Source organism: Paenarthrobacter sp. OM7, assembly GCF_029873575.1.
Lineage (GTDB): Bacteria > Actinomycetota > Actinomycetes > Actinomycetales > Micrococcaceae > Arthrobacter.
Genome location: NZ_CP123579.1, coordinates 3,422,094 through 3,441,468 on the forward strand (window position 1 = coordinate 3,422,094; position 19,375 = coordinate 3,441,468).

Consider the following 19,375-nt stretch of genomic DNA (forward strand, 5'->3'; position numbering starts at 1 on the left):
CGGAAACCGAATCTGAGAGGTCTCTCCGGTTAAGAAACGGTGAACAAAGGATGCTGGTTTCCCGCCAGGACTGCATGCACACTGCGAAGCCGGTCAAGCCACCAGTCCCTGCGCTCCGCGGGGGCCGCGTACTGCTCAAGCAGGCCGGGATCGGCGACAGCCTCGCGGACGTGGATGGCGCCGTCGTCGGCCACCAAGGGGTCCAGCGTAATGTCCGAGGCAAACAGCGATACGGTGCCAAGTCCGCATGCGTAGGGAAGTGAGGGCAACGCGGCTGCGAGCGCGAGTCCGGCGCGGATGCCCACAGAGGTATCCAGCGCGGAACTGACGACGGCGGGCAGCCCGGCTTGCTCCACGATGTCCAGTGCCCGCCGGACTCCCCCGAGTGGAGCGACCTTGACCACAAGGAGGTCCGCGGCGCCTGCTCTGGCTACCCGAAGGGGATCGTCTTCCTTGCGTACGCTCTCGTCCGCAGCGATGAGGACCGGCGTCCCAGCGTCAGTGAGCCTGCGGCGGACCTGGGCCAGACCCTCAATGGTGGGTACTGGCTGCTCGGCGTACTCAAGGCCGACAGCCGAGAGCCTGCCCAGCGCTTTCACTGCCTGCTCTACGTCCCATCCCCCATTGGCATCCACGCGGAGGGCGGCCTCCGGCAAAGCTTCACGTACTGCGTTTACCCGCGCAACGTCGTCATTCAACGACTGCCCACGCTCGGCAACTTTGATCTTGACCGCGTCCACCCGCCCGAAGCACCCCAGCACGTCCGGGACGCGTTCTGCAGAAACGGCGGGAACCGTCGCGTTGACCGGGATGGTGTCCCTGAGCTGAGGGGGAAACCCAAGCCAGCCGGCTTCGAGGGCGGCCGCCAGCCAGCGGGAGGATTCGTCGTCGTCGTATTCGGGGAACGGACAGAACTCGCCCCAGCCCATGGGCCCGCGCAAGACGAGCGTCTCGCGCTCCATGATGCCGCGGAACTTCACGCGCATGGGGAGTGAGACCACATGGGCCGAATCGAGAAGTTCTTCGAGTGGGGGAAGCGCAGGCATAGTGCCACTGTACCGGCGGCCTGCGGGCTCGATCGCCGGTCAATCCGGCTATGTGGACAAGCTAACCGGACCAGTAGTTCCGGACCCTGCCCAAGGCATCTCCCAGTTGGACGCCGGACAATTCGAGGGAGCTTTCCGGTAGTCCCAAGGCCTCCCACCTGGCTACCAGCGTTGTGTCCCCTTCCAGCGGCAACGGCCACAACCAGTAGCGGCCGGCGAACTGGACGTAGTCGCCGTTATTACTCCCTCCGCCTCCACCCAAGGTGGTCAGCACAGGCCCAGTGACGTCGTCGGTGTCTTCGAATGCCGCCGGTCCGTGGAGGGCAGCGACTGCCTTGCGTCCGTCTGCAAAGGAGACGCCTAATTGCAGCCCCGTCCTGGTGTCCAGGCTGGAGCGCGGATGGTTGTAGGACTCTTCCACGATCTCCCGCCATTCCTGATCGGATTCGTCCCTGCGTTGAACGGACCACACCAGATCCAACAAGCAGCCCGTGGAGTAAACCTCCACCAGTTTCAGCGCCACCACCATCCGCGGACTGGTGTGGAGAAAACCACCGGGAACCACCCCTGGCAGTTCGTCCGACGGCGGCCCGGCCCACCCCGGCCTGAGCGGTTGTGGTTGACGCGCCTGTTCGGGAGGCTCCGGAAGGTCGTCGAAGAAGCTCATAAACCACTCTTACACCACCTCACAGGCGCTGGGGAGAGGTGTGTGGCAACCGATAGACGGCAATCGCGATATTCTCGGAATACGACTCAATGTGGGGGAGATATGACTCAATCAACACCCGGTTCCACGACGCCTCCCGGCTGGTACCCGGACCCTTCGGACCCCCGGTTGGTCCGCTGGTGGGACGGCCGCGCCTGGACAGCCCACCAGGCTCCCCGGCAGGCTCCGCAGCAGGTGCAGTACGCACCGGTTTTCAAGGCTCCGCGTACCCCGATCAGCGAGCAAACACCGGTCTACAACCCTTTCATTTGGGCCATCACGTTGCTGCCCTTAGTCTCGGTATTGTTCATGCTCACCTGGCAGCCGGAGTTCCGCGTCATCACCACGCGTCAAGGCGTCACCACCCTTGACCCCTTCTCGATCTATACGCCGGGGTACTTCCTGCTGATGGCATCGAGCCTGGTGATCTATGGCCTTTCGGTGTTCTTCGCGTACCTGGACTATCAGCGGTTGGCGAGGTCCGGCGTCGTACGTCCCTTCCACTGGGCCTGGACGTTCCTGAACTCGGCGGTCTATGTCATTGGCCGTTCCGTCATCGTCAATAAAGTGGCGCCCAAGCGCGGGCTGTTGCCGGTGTGGATCACCATCGCCGTCTTTGTGATCAGCATGGTGGTGGCCGGCATTTGGACGTCCAACATGATGCAGACCATGATGTCGTCCTTCGGTTCGTCCCTCACCACGTAGCGCCAAAGGGAAACCTCACACGCGTTAGGTAGACTGCTGTCAACGACCGGAAGGACTCTCCGCCATGAATCGCAAGGCCACTGCCCTGGATGTCGCCAAACGTGCGGGCGTGTCCAGAAGCGCGGTCTCGCTGGTTCTGAACGGCCGGGGCGATGGGAATGTGGCCAAGGAGAGCCAGGACCGGATCCGGGCGGCGGCGCTGGAGCTGAACTACTCCCCCAACGCGATCGCACTCAGCCTGCGAAATCAGCGTTCACGGGTAATTGGCATCCTGTCCGATGAAGTGGTGGTCAGCCCGTTCGACGGCAACATCATCGGTGGCGCGGATGACATCGCCCGCAGCCGCGGCTTTGTCACAGTTGTCATGGACACCGAGCGGGACAGCGCCCGGGATGCCGGCGCGATCGAGACCCTCCTGGACCGGCAAGTGGATGGGCTCATGTACGTCACTGTGGGCTTGAAACCGATCGACGTGCCGCAGGGCATGCTCCGCGTACCGTCCGTGCTGGCCAACTGCTACGACGCCCTCCCCCAGCCGCAGCTGCACCACGTTATCCCCGATGAGGTCACCGGCGGCCGCGAAGCTGCCGAGCACCTGCTGCAGCTGGGTCACCGGGACATCGCACTGCTGGCAGGATATGAGGACTCACCGGCCGCGCCACTCCGCGTTCAGGGGTACCGGGATGCGCACACGGCGGCCAACGTTCCTCTACGGAGCGACCGGATCTTCATGGCCGGATGGGATATTGATGCCGGCTACCACGGCGCAATGAAACTGCTCGACGGCGTGTCCCCGGCTGAACGTCCGACGGCCATTATGTGCGCGAACGACCGGCTGGCCGTCGGGGTGATGCTTGCGGCTGCACGGCTTGGGCTCAGCGTCCCCGATGACCTGTCCGTGATGGGCTACGACGACGAAACCCGGATCGCGGACACCATGGTCCCGTCACTCACCACCATGGCGTTGCCGCTGCGGGAGATCGGCCGCGCCGCCATGACCACGCTGCTGGACGCCATCGAGGGAACCAACACCACAGGAAAGGGGACCACCGTGGAAACGATGGTCCCCTGCCGCCTCGTCATCCGGGAATCGACCGGCCCCGCGCCCACGCGCTGATTCCTCACGTTGCGAGGCCCACTCTGCACCCCTCGACACACCCATAACGTGCAGAACAGGCCCCACAACCAGCGCACGACGCCGGCCTCCCGCCTATGCGGGGAGGCTCAACTCCCACACGTCTGCAGTCGCACCGTCCGGCAAGGTGAGCTGCCATTCCTCCCCCGGGGCCGGGTAGGCCCGAAGGGTGGTGGCGACGGAACCGGCACGGTATACCTCCACGAGGGAAGCGTCGACGAAGATCCGGAGCTCCTCCCCCGCAGCAAGGGAACCCGCGTAGACCACTTGGGCATCGGCACCCGCACCAAGCACCAGCTCCACGGAACCGGAAGAACCACCCCGAACCAGTACCTCGGCAAACGCAGGCACAGCAACGGAGCCGGCAGCACTTTCAGCCACAGCAGCACCCCGGTACGCCTCAATCTCAGGCGCAGGAGTGACAGTCAGTGCCCCGTCAACCACGGACAAAACGCGGGGGTGCGTCAGGACACCCGCCCACCCGGCGTCGTCGATTTCTTCCTGGGTGCGGCCACGGCGGCCATCGCGTCCGGGACCCTCGTTGGCCCACCCCCACAACAGCGCCGCAGGAGCAGGAACAGCAGAAGCAGCAGCAGCAGACCCGGCAGAATAGGCCAACTGCACAATCTGCGGTGCGTAGAAGTCGCGGCCAAGATCCGCCTTGCCACCCGAGGCAGGAGCAAACACGGGCAACCCCGTGACAGGATCCGCGGACAGGGAGCCGGTCAGGTATCCCACCCCGTTGGCGTGCTCGTGGTCGTCGCCGGAGAGCCACAGGGAGAACATCATGACCCACGTGGAGCCACCGGAAGAGAGAGGCACCTCCACCAGTTGCGGGCACTCCCAAATTTCAGCCGGCGTATGCACAGCGGCCACAGGATCAGCAGAGGTCAGCCAGATGCCTTGGTACTCCCAGACGTCAAGGGAGTCCACTGTGTACAGCAGTAAAGCGGCGCGCCCGTCGGAGAGCCCTGCACCCTGCATGGCGTAACGGGCACCGTTGAAGCGGAAGATGAAGGGGTCGCGGACGGCGGTCACCAACGGATCCTCAGGCATGGACGCAGCCACGTGCCCGTCTTGCTCCCACGTCACCAGATCAGCGGAACCGCGGGCGATCACCACTTGTGAGTGCCCGCCATGGTCCTTGATCCCGGAGTAGGCGGCGGTGGGCACGCCATCGTCCGAGGTCACAACGCCCGTCCAGCAACCGGCGGAGTCGGGCCCGCCCGTCTGGGGAGAAAGCGCCACCGGGTGCTCTTCCCAACGCACCAAATCACCAGAGCTCACGTGCCCCCAGTTGATCTGCGAATGCCGCGCGGACGAGGGGTTGTACTGGAAGAACACGTGGTACCGGCCGTTGATGAAGCTGATGCCGTTGGGATCGTTGATCCAACCCTGCGCCGGACGAGGGTGGAAGCGCGGGAAGGCGGGATCCGGGTGTGTCGCCCCCATGGAAAGAGAGGAAGAGAGTGCAAGGTCCGTCAACGGAACCCCTTTCAAAAGAGGGTGTGAATTATTTGCCCGTGCCCGCGGTGAGTCCGTCCTGCAGCGCGCGCTGGCCGAACATGAACACCACCAGCGCAGGAATCATGGAGAGGACAACGCCGGCCAGCACCACGGAGATGCTTCCGGTGCCGAGGTTGCCTTGAAGTGAGACCAATCCCAGCGGGAGGGTGAAGTTCTGCTCGGAGATGGTCATGATGAGGGGCCTGAAGAACTCGTTCCAGTGGAAGTTGAACGCCAGAATGCCCACGATCGCCAGGCCCGGCATGGCCAGCGGCGCATACACGGAGCGGAAGGTCCGCCACGGCGAGGCGCCGTCGATCGCGGCCGCTTCAGCGAGCTCACCCGGCAGCCCCATGAAGTACTGGCGCATCAGGAAGGTACCGAACGCCGTCGGAATGGCCGGAATGATCAGCGCGAGCAGCGTGTCCGAGAGGCCCACACCACGGATCAGCATGAAAACGGGCACGATCGTCACCTGCGCCGGAACCATCATGGTGGCCAGCACGATCGAGAACAGGGCACCCCGCCCCCGGAACTTCAGGTGCGCAAACGCGTACCCTGCCAGCGCGGCGGTGATCATCTGCCCCACCGCGATCAAACCGGTCACCAGCGCACTGTTCACTACCAGCGCCACAATGTTGAGCTGTTTGAACACTTGCTCGTAGGAGGTCAGGTCCGGATTCAGGGGCAGGAAGGTGGGCGGCAGTTGGAAGGATTCCGACGGCGGTCGCAGCGAGGTGGACAGCGTCCACAGCACCGGCCCCAGGACAAAGACGGACGCGATCAGCAAGACAACGACGCGGATGGCCACTGACCAGTCGCGCTTCTTCCGCTTCACTACAGGCGCCGTGGTGGTGACACGTTCTTGAATGGTAGTCATGGCGGGCCTTACTGGTAGAAGACGAATCGTTTGCTGAGCCGGAATTGCGCGGCGGTGATGGCCATGATGATGAGCGTCAGGATCACGCCGATCGCCGATGCCTCGCCGAACTCAAGGCGCTGGAATGCGGACTCGAAGATCACCATCACGGCTGTACGCGTCGAGTCGCCGGGCCCGCCGCGGGTGAGGACATAAGGCTGGTCGAACACCTGCAGCGCGTTGATGATCGCCATGACGGAAGCCACCAGGGTGGTGGGACTGAGCAGCGGCAGGGTGACGAACCAGTGCTTGCGCCAACCCGTCGCACCGTCAATCGACGCGGCCTCGTATGTCTCCACCGGAATGGAGGCCAGGCCACCGATGAACAGGAGGAATGAGAACCCGAAGTTTTGCCACACGTACACAAGAATTACGACGGCGGCAGACCCGGTCGGCGTCGTCAGCCACGGGACCGCTGGGATGCCCACGATGGACAGCAACCAGTTCACCACGCCGAATTGCTCGTTGAAGAGGTAGCGCATGAAGATCGATACCGAGGCCGCGGACAGAATCAGCGGGAAAAAGAAGGCGGAGCGGAAGAACACCCTGAGCCAGGCCGGGAGCTTCTCCTGCACCATGATTGCCAGGCCCAGCGCCAGTCCGAGTTGGAGGGCCACTGCCACCACAACGAACACGATGGTGTTCAGGAACGAGACCCGGACGGTGGGGTCCTGGACTACCTCGGCGAAGTTATCGAAACCCACGAACGTCGGCGCTGAGATGATGTCCCAGCGGAAGAAGGCGAGCGCAATGGAAGCGACGATCGGCAGGAGGGTAAAGATGCCCATGCCCACGATGGTTGGGGCCAGGAAGGCCCACGGCAGCCAGCGTTGTTGGACGCGGCCGCGCTTGGAGATTTGTCCGTTCTTATGGGCGGCCTGGCGACGACCCGGCTCGCTCCCCGTGCCTGTAGGAGTACTGGTGGCGGTGCTCATGGCTGCCTCCTCAGGGCAATTTCGAGGTCACGCTGCATGGAGCTCAGGGCGTCTTTGAGTTGGCGCTCGTCCCCACTGACAGCCAGGCTGACGTTTTTCATGAGGGCGGTTTCGACGGCGGCCTGCTGGGGTGGCGCTGGAATGGGCCCTGTGGTGGGGAACTTGTCCAGGGTGTCGTAGAAGACCTTCCAGTTCCGTGGACCTGTTCCTGCGTAAAGCTGTTCGTTGACCATGGAGCGCCTGGCGGGTGTGGTGTTCGGTGTGGGGAAGACGATCTGCATGGCTTCGCGGCTGGAGCTGAACTTCACCCATTCCCAGGCGGCATCCTTGTCCTTGGCGGTCTTCATGATCGCGTACCCGGCTGTGCCGAACTGGTGCCGTTGGGTGCGCCATTTGGGGAAGAACTGGACGTCGAAGTCGTTTTCGGTCATCCCCGCCTCGTGGAGGCCTTGGACCCAGTAGCCGCCCGCCGGCGTCGTACCTATCCTGTTGGAGGCGAAGAGGCCGATCAGAGCGCTGCCGCCGCCTTCCTCCGGCCGGACACCCAGCCCGTCCTTGACCAGTCCGCGGAGGTAGTCGAAGGATTCGAAGACCCGGGGATCGTCGGCGTTGGGTTCCAGCCACTGGTAGCCGCCGGAGCGGAGGCTCCGCGAGGGATCGTTGGCGTAGAAGCCGTCCCACAGCCACTCGCCGCCCGGGGACTTGGTCTCCTTGAGGAAGCTGGTGTCGTTGGCGTAGAGCCATGGCACCACACCGCCGAAGAGGCGGTTGGTCCAGTAGTACGGCGTGAAGTCCTTGGGATTTGCCTTCTTCATGGCTGCGAGGGTGCTGCGGAAGTCGGTGTGCGTCCAGTTGTCGGAGGGCCGTTCCAGTCCCGCTTTAGTGAGCGCAGTGGTGTTGTAGTACATGTTGGCGGCATTCCAGTCGATGGGGAGCTGGAACAGGCTGCCTTTGTACATGAATGCTTCCACCAGGCTGGGGTGGACGTCCTCGAAGTATTCCTTCATGTGGTCCGCGTCCCGGCGAAGGTAGTCATCCAGCGGATGGGCCAGCTTTTCTGCAAAGAGCTGCGCGCCTTCCGTGGCCACGTACACCACGTCCGGCGGGGTGCCTGCTGCCACCATGGTGAGGATCTTGGTAAAGAAGTCCTTCCAGTCGACAGCCTGGATCGCCTGGACCTTGACCTTGATATCAGGGTGGACTTTCGCAAAGGCGTCGATGACCTTTTGACGGGCTGCGGCGTCGGCCGCGGTGCCCATGATGGCGATGCTGAGGCTGTTGTCTCCCCGGCCGGGGATGTCCGTCCCGGTCAACCGCGGCCACGACGCCGCGGTTACTCCAACAATCCCGGCGCCGAGGGCTGTGAGGGCACTTCTGCGTGTGAATTGACGCAAAGCCCCATTGGTTCCCGACATGTAGATTTCCTTCCCTAACACGTGTTAGGAAGCCTAAACCTGTCACCTAACACGTGTCAACCGTCACAGGAATGTTGCAGGGATCTCACTTTGCCGCGCCACGCTAAGGCCGAACTCACACCGGCCTTCCAGAGAACTGTGGCACCCTAGACAGAATGAGTTCCCAGCAATTCCGCACCAGCGGGAGGTCGAGCAAACGGCCGCTTCAACAGCGCGACGCAGGCATCGGAACAGGATTCCTTTTCATCCTGGCCACCATCGCCAGCGTGGTGGGCCTGGCCGCAACGTACTACTTCTTTGTGCGCACCACCATGGGCCAGTTCATCGACGAATCAGCGCTTGTTGAAGCCACCGTGCTGGGCGGAACAGCCGGGAGGGCCTCTACGGAGTTCCTGGACATGCTGCCCATGCTGTCGCTCGCGATCGCCGCCATCATGGTGCTCTTCGTAACCATCGCCCGGCGCCGCTGGAAAGCCGCCGGCATCGCCGTGGCCGCCTGCATCGCCGCCAATGCAGCCACGCAGATCCTCAAGTTCCTCATCCCGGACCGGCCCGACCGCGGCGTCCAAACCCTGGAATTGAACTCACTTCCCTCCGGGCACACCACCCTTGCCGCCTCCGCTGCCGCCGCCGTGTTCCTCATGGTGTCGCCACGCTGGCGCCCGCTGGCCGGGTTCCTGGGCAGCACCTTCGCCGTAGCCACCGGCGTTTCCACGCTCATCAACCAGTGGCATCGCCCAGCCGACGTCGTAGCGGCCTTCCTGGTAGTCGGCGCCGTCATGCTCCCCGCGGGGTGGCTCATCCTCCGCACAGGGACCAGCTGGAACGTGTGGAAGGGTTACGGCGAGCACTGGGCGGCATCCCGGCTGTGGGTATGGCTCACGGTAACCGCGCTGGTGGTGGCCGGCGTTGTCGCGGCCTACTCACTACTGCAGGTCATGCCCGGCCTGAGCACCGACAGCACCATCGACTACTTCTGGGCCGGCACGGCCTTCATTGTGATCGCCGGCTATCTGTCAGCACTGGGCGGCACTTGGCTCTTCGGACTGGCTGCGCGGAAGAACTAGACGCTCCAAACGCACGACGGCGGCGCACCCTTCCGCGCCGATCGCACCAGTGCTTACGGCGGCGATTCGCGCAAAACGGTGCGCCACCGGGTGGCGACAGGGCTGCTAGTCCTCCGGACCCACTGAATCGAAGAACATGGGGTCCTCCGCGGCCACATTCCCCCGAAGGTGCGCCTGTTCCCGGATGAAGAGTTGGTCATCCGCAGTGAGCAAAGTGCCGCCGTGGATGTCCACGGCCCCGTCCTCGCCGGTTTCGTCATTGAAGATGGCAGTCATGGTTCGGGGCACAATCATGCTTCCCGGATTGTCGATGAGCCATTGTTGCGTGTCCGGAGAAAGCTGACTCCAAAATTCCCTGATGTGCATAGTGATCAGCGCTGCCGTTCATTGTTGGGGTGGATTTGTGGGACCTGAATGCGCTGCGCAATCTCTCTGGATACTGGGGCGGGTCCTCCTTCTTCAGGCTACGCCCCGTCGGGTCATTCCTGACCCAAATGCCAAGACCTTTCTGAACAAGACGTCGACGTAACCCCGTTCGGTGGGTTACAGTTAATCCACTCGTTGGATAAACAAGGCAACTTCCCAGGAGCACCCATGTCTTCCACCCTCAGTCCCCGCCCGGCCCCCGCCACGGCATCGACTCTCTCCGTCCCGGCATCCCGCGATCTCGTGGTCGATTTCATTCGCGTCGCCTGCATGTTTGCCGTGGTGGCCGTCCACCTGCTCATGATGGGCATCAGCGTGGACTCCTCCGGCATCGGGGTGGGGAATCCCCTGACGTCCTTGAGCTGGTTCGCGCAGGGTACGTGGTTCGGCCAGGTCATGCCGCTCTTCTTCGTGGTGGGCGGCTTCGCGTCGCTTACCTCGTGGCGGAGCCTACAACGCAAAGGCGGAGACGCCGGCGACTACCTCCGGAACCGCGTGCTCCGACTGGTACGTCCCACGGTCGCCCTCTACGCCTTCCTCACCATTGCGCTCTGGAGTGCGACGGCGGCCGGCGTCCCGGGCGATCTTCTTACCGTTATCGCTGCGGGCGCCGGAGTTCAGTTGTGGTTCCTGGCTGCATACCTGATCTGCCAGGCGATGGTTCCCACCATGGCCAAGCTCCACGGCCTGGCACCGTACCGGACCGTCGCAGCGCTGGCCGCGGGCGCCGTCGTCGTTGATGTTGTTCGCCTGGGCTTGGAGCACAACCCGTGGGGTTTCGACTCAAATCCGATCGGGCTGCTGAACATGGTGTTCGTGTGGGGGTTGCTGCAGCAGCTTGGCTTTTTCTACGCCGATGGCTTCTTTGACCGGTTTGCCCGCTGGAAACTGGCCCTGGCCGCGGTTGCTTGCTATGGAGCGCTGGTCCCGCTGACGGGCGCCGGTCCCTACCCCGTGGACATGCTGACGAGCCAGAACCCGCCCATGTTCCCGCTGGTGTTGGTGGGCTTGGCGCACATTCTGCTGGTGAAGGCGGTATACCCGGTGCTGCAGTGGTGCGTGCAGGTGGGCTGGGTGCAGAAGGTGATGTTCGTGGTGGGCAGCCGGGCCATGACCATCTACCTGTGGCACCTGCCGTTGATCATTGCCTTGTTCGGGATCGCACTGGTCCTGCGGCTGCCGTTCCCCGAGCCTGCCAGCACCGAGTGGTGGGTGAGTCGTCCCCTGTTCTACATCGCAGCGTGGGCGCTGGTGTTGCTGGTCTCTACACCGTTGGTCCGCTTGGAACTTGCCAGCACTGCCCTGGCTCCCGGAGCTACGCGGCCATCCATGTGGCGTATCGCAGCTGGAACCGTCCTGGCGATCATCCCGCCCTTCGTGGTGATGAGGCAGGCCCTTGATGTCACCAATGCGACGTGGGGTTTGGTCCTGTTGGTGATCGCCGTGGCACTTGTTACCGGCAAGGTCCCGGACCGGGCGTGGAAGACGCCGCGGCTGATGGGGCGGACAGAAGCCTGACCGGCTCAATAAAGCAAGCCTTCACCAGCGGGCTCCCGCGGGGTAGATTCTGCGCTACCGCACCCGGCCACCCAATTACCGGGTCACCACAGGGAGATGCAGGACATGCATACAAAGCACAAACCACGCATTGAAAAACGAACCTCTGCCCTTGCAGCAGGAGTGGCGACCATCGCGATTCTTGCCGTAGCAATAACTCCACCCGCGCTGGCTGCCAAAGGGACGGACAGTCAGGCCCTTCGGGACGCCGTCACTGCGGACGCAATCGTCGGCCACCTCGAAGAACTCCAAGCGATCGCTGAGGCCAATGGCGGCACGCGATCTGCCGGTACTGCGGGCCATGTGGCCTCGGCGGAGTACATCGAGGATCAGCTTGAAGCCGCAGGATTCGTGACACAGCGCCAGTACTTCGAATACCTCAAGTTCAACCTGACGGGTGAATCTTTTGAGCGCCTTACGCCAACCCCAAGGACATACACCGAGGACGATTTTGCTGCGATGTCGTACTCCGGCTTCGGCGAGGTTACGGGGAATGTGACCCCTGTGGACATCAATCTCACAGGCGACCGTGCCTCAACCAGTGGTTGCGAGGCTATCGACTTCACCGGATTTGTAGCCGGAAGTATCGCACTCATTCAGCGTGGCACCTGTCCTTTCAACACCAAGGCCGTGAACGCCCAAGCTGCGGGGGCAGCAGGCGTGATCATCTTCAACCAGGGCGACGCCGATGATCGGCTGGGCAGGGTGGATGGAACCCTCGGCGCCCCCACAGCTGACAACCCGGAAGTGACCGTCCCAACGGTAGGTGCAAGCTTTGCGGTCGGTGAGGAACTGGCCGGTCTCACGGGTGCTACGGTGCGCATCGTGGTTGAGGGCAATACCCAGCCGATCGAAACCTTCAACGTCCTGGCGGATACGGCCGGGCGCGCAGACCGCACCGTGGTGGTGGGTGCGCACCTCGATTCCGTCGCTGAGGGTCCCGGCATCAATGACAACGGCTCCGGATCCGGTGCCATCCTTGAGACGGCCTTGCAGTTTGCGGCACTTGGAATTTCTCCGGAAAACCGCGTGCGGTTTGCCTGGTGGAGCGGCGAGGAAGATGGCCTGATTGGCTCCGACTACTACGTGGCCCAACTGAGTAAGAGTGACGTCAAGAACCATGCACTCAACCTCAACTTCGACATGGTGGCTTCACCCAACCCGGTCAGGTTCGTCTACGACGGTGATGGCAAACCACTCGGAACCGCGGGGCCCAACGGTTCAGCCTTGATCGAGAAGGTGTTCCTGGACTACTTCGCCTCTCAAGGTCTGGCTACGGAGCCCACAGAGTTCGACGGCCGCTCGGACTACTTCGGGTTCATCGAAAACGGCATTCCGGCCGGTGGCCTTTTCACTGGTGCTGAGGAGATCAAGACCGCGGAGCAGGCGGCCATTTACGGCGGCACGGCAGGCGTTGCCTACGACCCCTGCTACCACCAGGCCTGCGACGACATCACCAACATTGACACTGCGGCCCTGGAACAGATGGCCGACGCCATTGCCCACTCCACGCTGGTCTTCGCTGAAACCCAGTCCGCGGTGAACGGCACCGCGAAGGGCACGGGCAACCTGAAGCTCGAATTCAAGGGCAACCAGGCAGTCCGCTAGTAGTTCTGTTTAAATGCGACAACGGCCGCCGGGCAATCCCTCACGGGGTTGTCCTGCGGCCGTCCGTGTCGTTGCGTTGGAGAGCAGGCCTAGGTGTCGGAAGCAGCCTTTGCTGGAGCTGTATCCAACACACGCCGTTTCACGTCCTGACGGGTCGTCTCTGCTTGGAATCCAGAGGCAGTGAGTCCTGCCCGCCAGTCACCGCGACACTTCGCCAGTTCTTCGAAGCACGCCCTGATCAGCTCCTTGGGCGGGGGGATGTGGCCATCACCAGTGTCGGGTCCCCACCGGTCCATCAGCATGAAGAGGTTGTCCGAGTCACCAACAACATCAACAAATGGCAGCTGGTGCTTCTGGATATGGAACCAGTCCTTGGCGTTCTGAACAAGAGCCACAGTGTGACTGAAGCCCGCCGAATACGCCGGAATAAGGTTATGAGCCACGCTGGCCGGTAATTCGGACATATCCTTGCCGTCCATCTCCCAGGCGTAAGTCATGTAGCGCTCCACCGCCCCAGGGTAGAAACGGGAAATGGATGTCTGCGGATTGACAGCAAGCGCCAGCGATGTTGGGAAGAACCTCGACAAAGCAAGGCTGGCGTATCCGCCGGCGGAACTGCCGAAGAACACCAGGTTGTAACCTCCGGTCTCCCTCACAATGCGTCTAACAACGTCCGCCAGGGTCTCTTGAAGATCGGGCTGCTCTTTTGAGCCCGCATACCAAGCCAGGTTGAAGTCAGTTGATTTGCGGAGGCTGGGATCTGAGATAAAAATGCGGTTGACTGGTAGCCCGGCGGTGACTCCTTGCCCCAGGAACCACGGGAGTCGGACGTCTTTTTCGGCCGCTCCGTGGAAGCACACCAAGGTGGTATCGGAATCGGCGGGGACGTTCAGTATCTCAAGCGGCAAGCCCTGGTGCTGGATCTCGATCAGCCCTGCAGGAACCTCTTCAGCGGACAGGAATGAGTGAAGGTCCGGGAAGCTGGATGGCGTCGGGGTATCGACAACTAGGTTTTCAGACACCACGGTAGTCTAGCCGCGGAGGTCGGAGACCCCAGAATCCCGGGACATGACCAGCTCACGTCAGTAATTCCGCCGGTGCTTCAATCTGGGAATTGCGACGGCGAACACTACTGCCGCTGCGAAGCCCAGTACGCCTGTGGCCCAGATCCCTGCGGACAGCGAGATGGCGGCCGTCAGCCCGGAAAGCAGCACCGGTCCCCCGGTTCCGCCCGAGTCAGCAATGAAGCGCCAGATGCCTAGGAAGTGACTGCGGCCATTGTCCGGCGAGAAGTCGGCACCTAGCGTCATAATGAGTCCTGAACTAATGCCGTTGCCGAACCCGATCAGTAGTGCAACCAGTAGCAGCGGCACAAACCCTGCGGTGAACGGGATCAGGATCAAGGCCGATCCCATGATCACCGTAGACGGGATGGCCACCCATTGCCGGCCCTTCCTGTCCATAAGCTTTCCGGCAGGGTAGAACACCAGCATGTCGATTGCGCCGGACAGGCCGAACAACAGCGAGGCATGGGTGGCATCAAGCCCCAAGTGATCCGCCCACAACGGGATCACCACCTGACGCGAGGCACGCAAGGCACTCAACAGCAGAATCCCGAACCCAACGGTCAGGAACACGCCCGCATGGGAGGCAGCGACACTCCGCAGCGTGGACGCTGGAGGGCGAGGGGCGCCGTCGGACGTATCCGGAGCCACTAAATCCGGGATGGTGAGCGACAAAGCCGCGGCCGCCATCATGCCCGCAAAGCCCACCCAATACGCGCCGCTTATGCCCGCAAACTGCATGACGCCGGCCCCAACGAACGGCCCAATGAAGAGACCGATCCTGGTCACGCCGCCCAATGTGGACAGTGCCCGTGCGCGATAGAGAACCGGGACCGCTTCGGTGAGGAACTTCTGCCGGGCAAGGTTGAAGACGCTGGCTGACATGCCAACGAGCGTCATCGAGACAGCCAGCAGCCATAGGCCGTGCTCCATTTGCGGTGCGAACGCCGCCGCACCCAGCGCTATTGCGCCCAAGGCACCGGCCCCGACGATCGACCATCGTTCGCCGAACTTCTCCGTGATGATCGACGCCGGAATGTTGAAGATCCAGGAGCCCAGTCCAATCAGCGTCACTATCAGCGCGGAAACGGCCACAGACGCTCCGAGGTCACGCGCCGAGAGGGCAATGACCGGAAGGACCGCCCCTTCACCGATGCAGAACAGCAACGCGGGCCCGAAGGCCGGCAAAGCAACGCTGCGAAGGCTGAACGTTGGATTTGTCTGGGTCTTGGTCATCCCTTTCATCCTAGGACTGCGGTTACTGAGGTCAGGGCAAGCATTACGTTGTGCAATGCCCACCCGTGGACCAGTGCGCTCCGCAGTCCGTTGCGGCCCCTGGGTCCGGAGCCGCAACGAACTACCTGCCGAGCGGGACTGCGTGCCGAGGACTACCGGCGGTTGACTGCTTCCTTCCGGCGGCTACCTACTGCCAAGAGGAGACCCATGAGGAGCATGGCACCCGCCCAGAAAACGACGGTGCCGTTCAGTCCCGTAGTGGCCAGTGCGTTTGAGCTCCCGACGGCGGTAGAGGCTGCCGCCGTGATCGAGCCCTGGGTTGAACCAGCCGGAACAATCGTGGCGGCTTGGGTGCCGACACCTGCCGTATCGATACCGGTGTTACCACCGGGGACGAGTCCGCCACCAGCAGGCGGGTTCACGGCAGGAGGGTTCACCACCGGAGGCGTAACAACCGGAGGGTGCACTACCGGAGGCGTAACAACCGGAGGCGTAACAACCGGCGGATTCACCACCGGAGGCGTAACAACGGGTGGCGTGACAGTGCCCGCCGATCCGCCGCCGACCCCCACCGAGGTGGAGCCGACGCTTACAGGAGCCGTAATCGGAACGATCACCTGGGTGCCTGAGAGGAGTCCATCATTGCCGGAAGTGGTGCTACCACCCGTGGTACCAGCAGGAGCAGTCCCACCGCTGGTTCCGGTGTTCGTAGCTGATGAGTCACCCAGCGCACCGGCCGAGGTAGAGCCCACGTTCACCGGAGCCGTAATCGGCGCAACAACCTGCGTACCCGAAGCAACACCACCAGAACCACTCGTGGTGCTACCACCCGTGGTACCAGCAGGAGCAGTCCCACCGCTGGTTCCGGTGTTCGTAGCTGATGAGTCACCCAACACACCGGCCGAGGTAGAGCCCACGTTCACCGGAGCCGTAATCGGCGCGACGACCTGAGTGCCAGAGCCGATGCCATCCGAACCATTCGTCGAGGTACCCGACGAGGTCCCACTAGGAGCAGCTGGAGCAACAGGCGCGGACGAACCGGACGAAGCCGCAGAGTCCCCAGCTACACCCACAGCAGTGGCTCCGATGTTAACAGGGACCGATATCGGAGCCACTACCTGAGCGCCGGATGCGATTGACTCTCCCCCCGACGTTGTTGCCTGCGCCGGCGCAGGAGCCGGTGCAGGAGCTGGAACTGATGCTGCGGGCGTGGTGGTGGCTGATGAATCCCCCAAGACACCGGCCGACGTCGAACCCACGGTGATAGGCACCGTCACCGGCGCTACCACTTGGGTTCCCGAGGCGATGCCGCCGGACCCGCTGGTCCCGGCCGCCGGCGTCGAACCTGTTGCCGCTGCTGGTGCGGCAGGTGTGGCTGGGCTCGCCACAGTGGAGCCCCCCAGCAGACCCACTGACGACGAGCCCAGGTTCGTGGGCACCGTGACCGGGGCGACTACTTGCGTCCCGGAGCCGATGCTGCTGGAACCATTGGTGGTGGCGGCAGGCGCATGGCCCGAACCTCCAGCAGCTCCCGGCGCGGACGCCGTAGCTGCTGAATCCCCCAACAGTCCCAGTGATGTGGCGCCCGTGGAAATCGGCGCTGTTACTGGCGCTATGACCTGCGTTCCGGAAAGGATTCCATCCTTGCCGGAAGTGGTGTCCGCGGCGTTGGCCGCGGTTGCGCTGAGGACAATCATGCCCCCGGCAAAGCACGTGCCGATAAGGCACTTGCGTAAGGTCCTGTTCATGGTGATCTTCTCCTGAAAGTCTTGTTCCCGTAGGCGTCCGTTGGCGGATCGCCTGCATTGCCGTCGGCTGCGTCTTGTTGCGCAGCGGGGCTGGAGAACTAGTCAGGAGAGGAGCCGGGATCGAATGAAACCGGCTTTGGATGTTGTTCATCGCTGACCGGCTCCAGGTCAGTGAGGGAATCTGCGGGAATGATCAATGCACCGTGCAGGAATGCCGCTGCGGGGCTCGGGGGCCCGTTCTGGGAGTTACCCGAGCCGGTGCCCGCGAGTCCGGCCGGCACTGCTCCGGAGCCGGCAGGGAGGTCTGCGGGTTCCGCAGGCTCCTGGGCTGACCCAACTCCGACGGCTTGTTCTGAGCTTGCAGAACCCAGCACACGGGATATGGACAGCACCGGCGACGCCGTGGTGGCGGTACCCGGAGCATTGGCACGGGTGGCTGGCACGGTTCCTGCCGCTGCAGGTACCTTGACTTCATTTTCGGTCGCAGCCACCCCCGGTTGTGAACTTACGACGCCGGAACCCGGCAGAGTGCCAACGCCCGGTGCCGCGTCTCCTCCCGGCGCTGCTGGAGGTGAGGTTCCCACGCCTCCAGGCAGAGGTGGCAGAACCGGCGCGGTGACCGATCCGACAGGGGGCAGACCCTTGTCATCGACGTCATCAACCACGTCGACGATCGGCTGAACAATCGGGTTGGTCACGTCGGTGACTGGTTCCAGAGCAACAGGTTTCAGCGCTTCGTTGACGGGAGGGACCATTGTCGTGACCGCGCGGTCAACGGTTCCGGTTACCGGCGCGACCACCGTGTCCACAACAGTTTCGGCTGTGTCAGCCGGAACCACAAGGTTGACGACTGGGACGTTCTCCCCAAGTGCGTCGACAGATCCCGCAACTTGCTCCACGATGGGTGTCACCACCGGAACTGGAACGGAGATTGGTTTTGCGGGCACGACCGTTTTGACCGGTGCGGGCAGCGGCACGTTGGGAAAAGGGAGGCTGACTGCAGGGGCCGTCGCCTGTGGAACCGCAGCTTTTGCAGCGGCCCCGACGGCGTCAGCAGCCGCTGTGGTCGTCGCACCTATCATCCTGGTTGCTTGGTTGGAGGTGCTGCTTACCGACCCGGTCGCCGAGGGCACAGTTGAGGAGACGGTGGACGTTACTTCACCAAGAAGTGAGCGATTATCAGCGGCTCCGGTATCGGCACTGGCGCCTGTTGCTGATAGAGCCATCCAAATTGCCGTTCCGGCTCCAGCGATCATGACTGAGCGGAGAATGTTGGTAGCACGCGGGAAGACGCGTGTCCCCTTCATCTCGACACCCCCAGGTAGTCGCGAACCGAACGGTCGCCTTCATCCTAGGACTGGAGTTACCCAATAGTCCATGGTTGGGAGTCAACAAGGTGACAAATTCGTAAGGAACCTTGTTACGAAGGGTAGAACCCGGTCTTTTCAGGCCCGAAGTCCGGCGTGGCCAGCGACGCTCGACCCTGGGCATTGGTTTCCTGAAGCCTCTTGATGAACCAACGGGACTGCTCAGGGCCGTAGGGAAGGACCGGAATCGCTTTGGTCGCGTCCGAGGGCATGTCACGGATGGACTGTGTGGCCTGCCGGACTGCCGTACCCATGGTGTCTGCCATGGTCTTCACGAACTCGTCACTGGCAGGTTTGCCGTGACCTGGAACCAGGAATTCATAGCGGTGGCGTAGAGCGGAGATGTGCCGCAAGGCATCGGCCCATTCTTCCGGATACGAGTCCTCGAATGACGGATGCGCGCCCTGCTCCACCAAATCGCCAACATACAGCGTGGTGCTGGTGCCCACCAGGAGGTCGCCATCAGTGTGGGCCCTTCCAAGATAGAAGAGCGTGGCAGTGATCCCACCGAGGTCCACCAACACGGGCTGGTCATGGACCAACGCGTTGGGAACTACGATGTCAACGGCGTCACCCTCCCCCGCTGCCATCTCAGGTTCGTTGGTAGCCACGAAGCGCCGCTGGTTGTCGGCGTCTTTCTCGATAGCCGCCGCACAGTTGGCATGCGCCCAAAACTCCGTGACGCCGTCGTCCGCGAAGACGGCGTTGCCGAAGTAGTGGTCGTAGTGGGCATGGGTGTTCACAACCACCAGTGGAAGCTGGGTCTTCTCGCGCACTGCTGCGAGGATCTCCCGGCCTTGGCGGGGGCCACAACCGGTGTCGATGACCATAGCGAGTTCGGAGCCCACTACGAGCCCGGTGTTCAGTAAGGACCCCTCGGTTTCCAGGACGTAGTTGTTGGGACCGAGTTCTAGCCAAGCTGACAATTGATTCTC

General features: G+C 62.9%; 17 protein-coding genes. 5 read left to right on the forward strand and 12 right to left on the reverse strand.

Annotation, left to right across the window (positions count from 1 at the left end; all coding sequences use genetic code 11):
* Positions 1–29: 29 nt before the first annotated feature.
* Both QEH68_RS15790 and QEH68_RS15795 read right to left on the reverse strand, forming a co-directional pair.
* Positions 30–1,046 carry an o-succinylbenzoate synthase gene (locus tag QEH68_RS15790; protein WP_280623342.1) on the reverse strand — a complete coding sequence of 339 codons (1,017 nt, stop codon included), beginning with the start codon at positions 1,044–1,046 and terminating at the stop codon, positions 30–32.
* A 61-nt stretch (positions 1,047–1,107) separates the two neighbouring features.
* Complete coding sequence (locus QEH68_RS15795; protein WP_280623343.1) at positions 1,108–1,713, reverse strand: hypothetical protein; 606 nt, start codon at positions 1,711–1,713, stop codon at positions 1,108–1,110.
* 102 nt (positions 1,714–1,815) lie between these two features.
* Here QEH68_RS15795 and QEH68_RS15800 point away from each other — a divergent pair, with 102 nt between their 5' ends.
* Together QEH68_RS15800 and QEH68_RS15805 are read left to right on the forward strand one after the other, a co-directional pair.
* Entirely contained in the window at positions 1,816–2,457 is a 642-nt protein-coding gene (locus QEH68_RS15800) for a DUF2510 domain-containing protein (protein ID WP_280623344.1), read from the forward strand.
* 64 nt (positions 2,458–2,521) lie between these two features.
* Positions 2,522–3,574: a LacI family DNA-binding transcriptional regulator gene (locus tag QEH68_RS15805; RefSeq protein ID WP_280623345.1), complete on the forward strand. Its 1,053-nt coding sequence runs from the start codon at positions 2,522–2,524 to the stop codon at positions 3,572–3,574.
* Between the two features lie 93 nt (positions 3,575–3,667).
* Here the strand turns inward: QEH68_RS15805 and QEH68_RS15810 are convergent, their stop codons facing one another.
* Genes QEH68_RS15810 through QEH68_RS15825 form a run of 4 tightly spaced genes read right to left on the reverse strand, consistent with a single transcriptional unit; the run spans position 3,668 to position 8,367 of the window.
* Entirely contained in the window at positions 3,668–5,077 is a 1,410-nt protein-coding gene (locus tag QEH68_RS15810; RefSeq protein WP_280623346.1) for a glycoside hydrolase family 32 protein, read from the reverse strand.
* A 28-nt stretch (positions 5,078–5,105) separates the two neighbouring features.
* Positions 5,106–5,978: a carbohydrate ABC transporter permease gene (locus tag QEH68_RS15815; protein WP_207594369.1), complete on the reverse strand. Its 873-nt coding sequence runs from the start codon at positions 5,976–5,978 to the stop codon at positions 5,106–5,108.
* A gap of 8 nt (positions 5,979–5,986) precedes the next feature.
* Positions 5,987–6,952: a sugar ABC transporter permease gene (locus QEH68_RS15820; protein ID WP_207594370.1), complete on the reverse strand. Its 966-nt coding sequence runs from the start codon at positions 6,950–6,952 to the stop codon at positions 5,987–5,989.
* Complete coding sequence (locus QEH68_RS15825) at positions 6,949–8,367, reverse strand: sugar ABC transporter substrate-binding protein (protein ID WP_207594371.1); 1,419 nt, start codon at positions 8,365–8,367, stop codon at positions 6,949–6,951. Before QEH68_RS15825 ends, QEH68_RS15820 begins: the two co-directional genes overlap by 4 nt.
* A 155-nt stretch (positions 8,368–8,522) precedes the next feature.
* Here QEH68_RS15825 and QEH68_RS15830 point away from each other — a divergent pair, with 155 nt between their 5' ends.
* Positions 8,523–9,434 (forward strand): phosphatase PAP2 family protein, encoded by a 912-nt coding sequence (locus QEH68_RS15830; protein WP_280623347.1) that lies wholly within the window; start codon positions 8,523–8,525, stop codon positions 9,432–9,434.
* 105 nt (positions 9,435–9,539) lie between these two features.
* On the opposite strand, the gene QEH68_RS15835 is transcribed toward QEH68_RS15830, so the two are convergent.
* The gene (locus tag QEH68_RS15835; protein ID WP_280623348.1) at positions 9,540–9,728 is read right to left on the reverse strand and encodes a hypothetical protein; all 189 of its coding nucleotides are present in this window, start codon (positions 9,726–9,728) and stop codon (positions 9,540–9,542) included.
* 300 nt (positions 9,729–10,028) lie between these two features.
* On the opposite strand from QEH68_RS15835, the gene QEH68_RS15840 reads away from it, so the two are divergent.
* Together QEH68_RS15840 and QEH68_RS15845 are read left to right on the forward strand one after the other, a co-directional pair.
* A complete protein-coding gene (locus tag QEH68_RS15840) occupies positions 10,029–11,378 on the forward strand; it encodes an acyltransferase (protein ID WP_280623349.1) in 1,350 nt (449 codons plus the stop codon).
* Positions 11,379–11,483: 105 nt separating this feature from the next.
* Complete coding sequence (locus QEH68_RS15845; protein ID WP_280623350.1) at positions 11,484–13,025, forward strand: M28 family peptidase; 1,542 nt, start codon at positions 11,484–11,486, stop codon at positions 13,023–13,025.
* 89 nt (positions 13,026–13,114) lie between these two features.
* Here the strand turns inward: QEH68_RS15845 and QEH68_RS15850 are convergent, their stop codons facing one another.
* The 5 genes from QEH68_RS15850 to QEH68_RS15870 all read right to left on the reverse strand — a co-directional run bounded on the left by QEH68_RS15850 (position 13,115) and on the right by QEH68_RS15870 (position 19,366).
* Positions 13,115–14,047, reverse strand: a complete 933-nt coding sequence (locus QEH68_RS15850) for a hypothetical protein (protein ID WP_280623351.1) — start codon at positions 14,045–14,047, stop codon at positions 13,115–13,117.
* Between the two features lie 60 nt (positions 14,048–14,107).
* A complete protein-coding gene (locus QEH68_RS15855) occupies positions 14,108–15,325 on the reverse strand; it encodes an MFS transporter (RefSeq protein ID WP_280623352.1) in 1,218 nt (405 codons plus the stop codon).
* A 152-nt stretch (positions 15,326–15,477) separates the two neighbouring features.
* Positions 15,478–17,073, reverse strand: a complete 1,596-nt coding sequence (locus tag QEH68_RS15860) for a cell wall anchor protein (protein WP_280623353.1) — start codon at positions 17,071–17,073, stop codon at positions 15,478–15,480.
* 98 nt (positions 17,074–17,171) lie between these two features.
* Positions 17,172–18,155, reverse strand: coding sequence for a hypothetical protein (locus QEH68_RS15865; protein ID WP_280623354.1), 984 nt, complete (start codon positions 18,153–18,155; stop codon positions 17,172–17,174).
* Between the two features lie 338 nt (positions 18,156–18,493).
* Positions 18,494–19,366 carry an MBL fold metallo-hydrolase gene (locus QEH68_RS15870; protein ID WP_242703361.1) on the reverse strand — a complete coding sequence of 291 codons (873 nt, stop codon included), beginning with the start codon at positions 19,364–19,366 and terminating at the stop codon, positions 18,494–18,496.
* Positions 19,367–19,375: the final 9 nt, after the last annotated feature.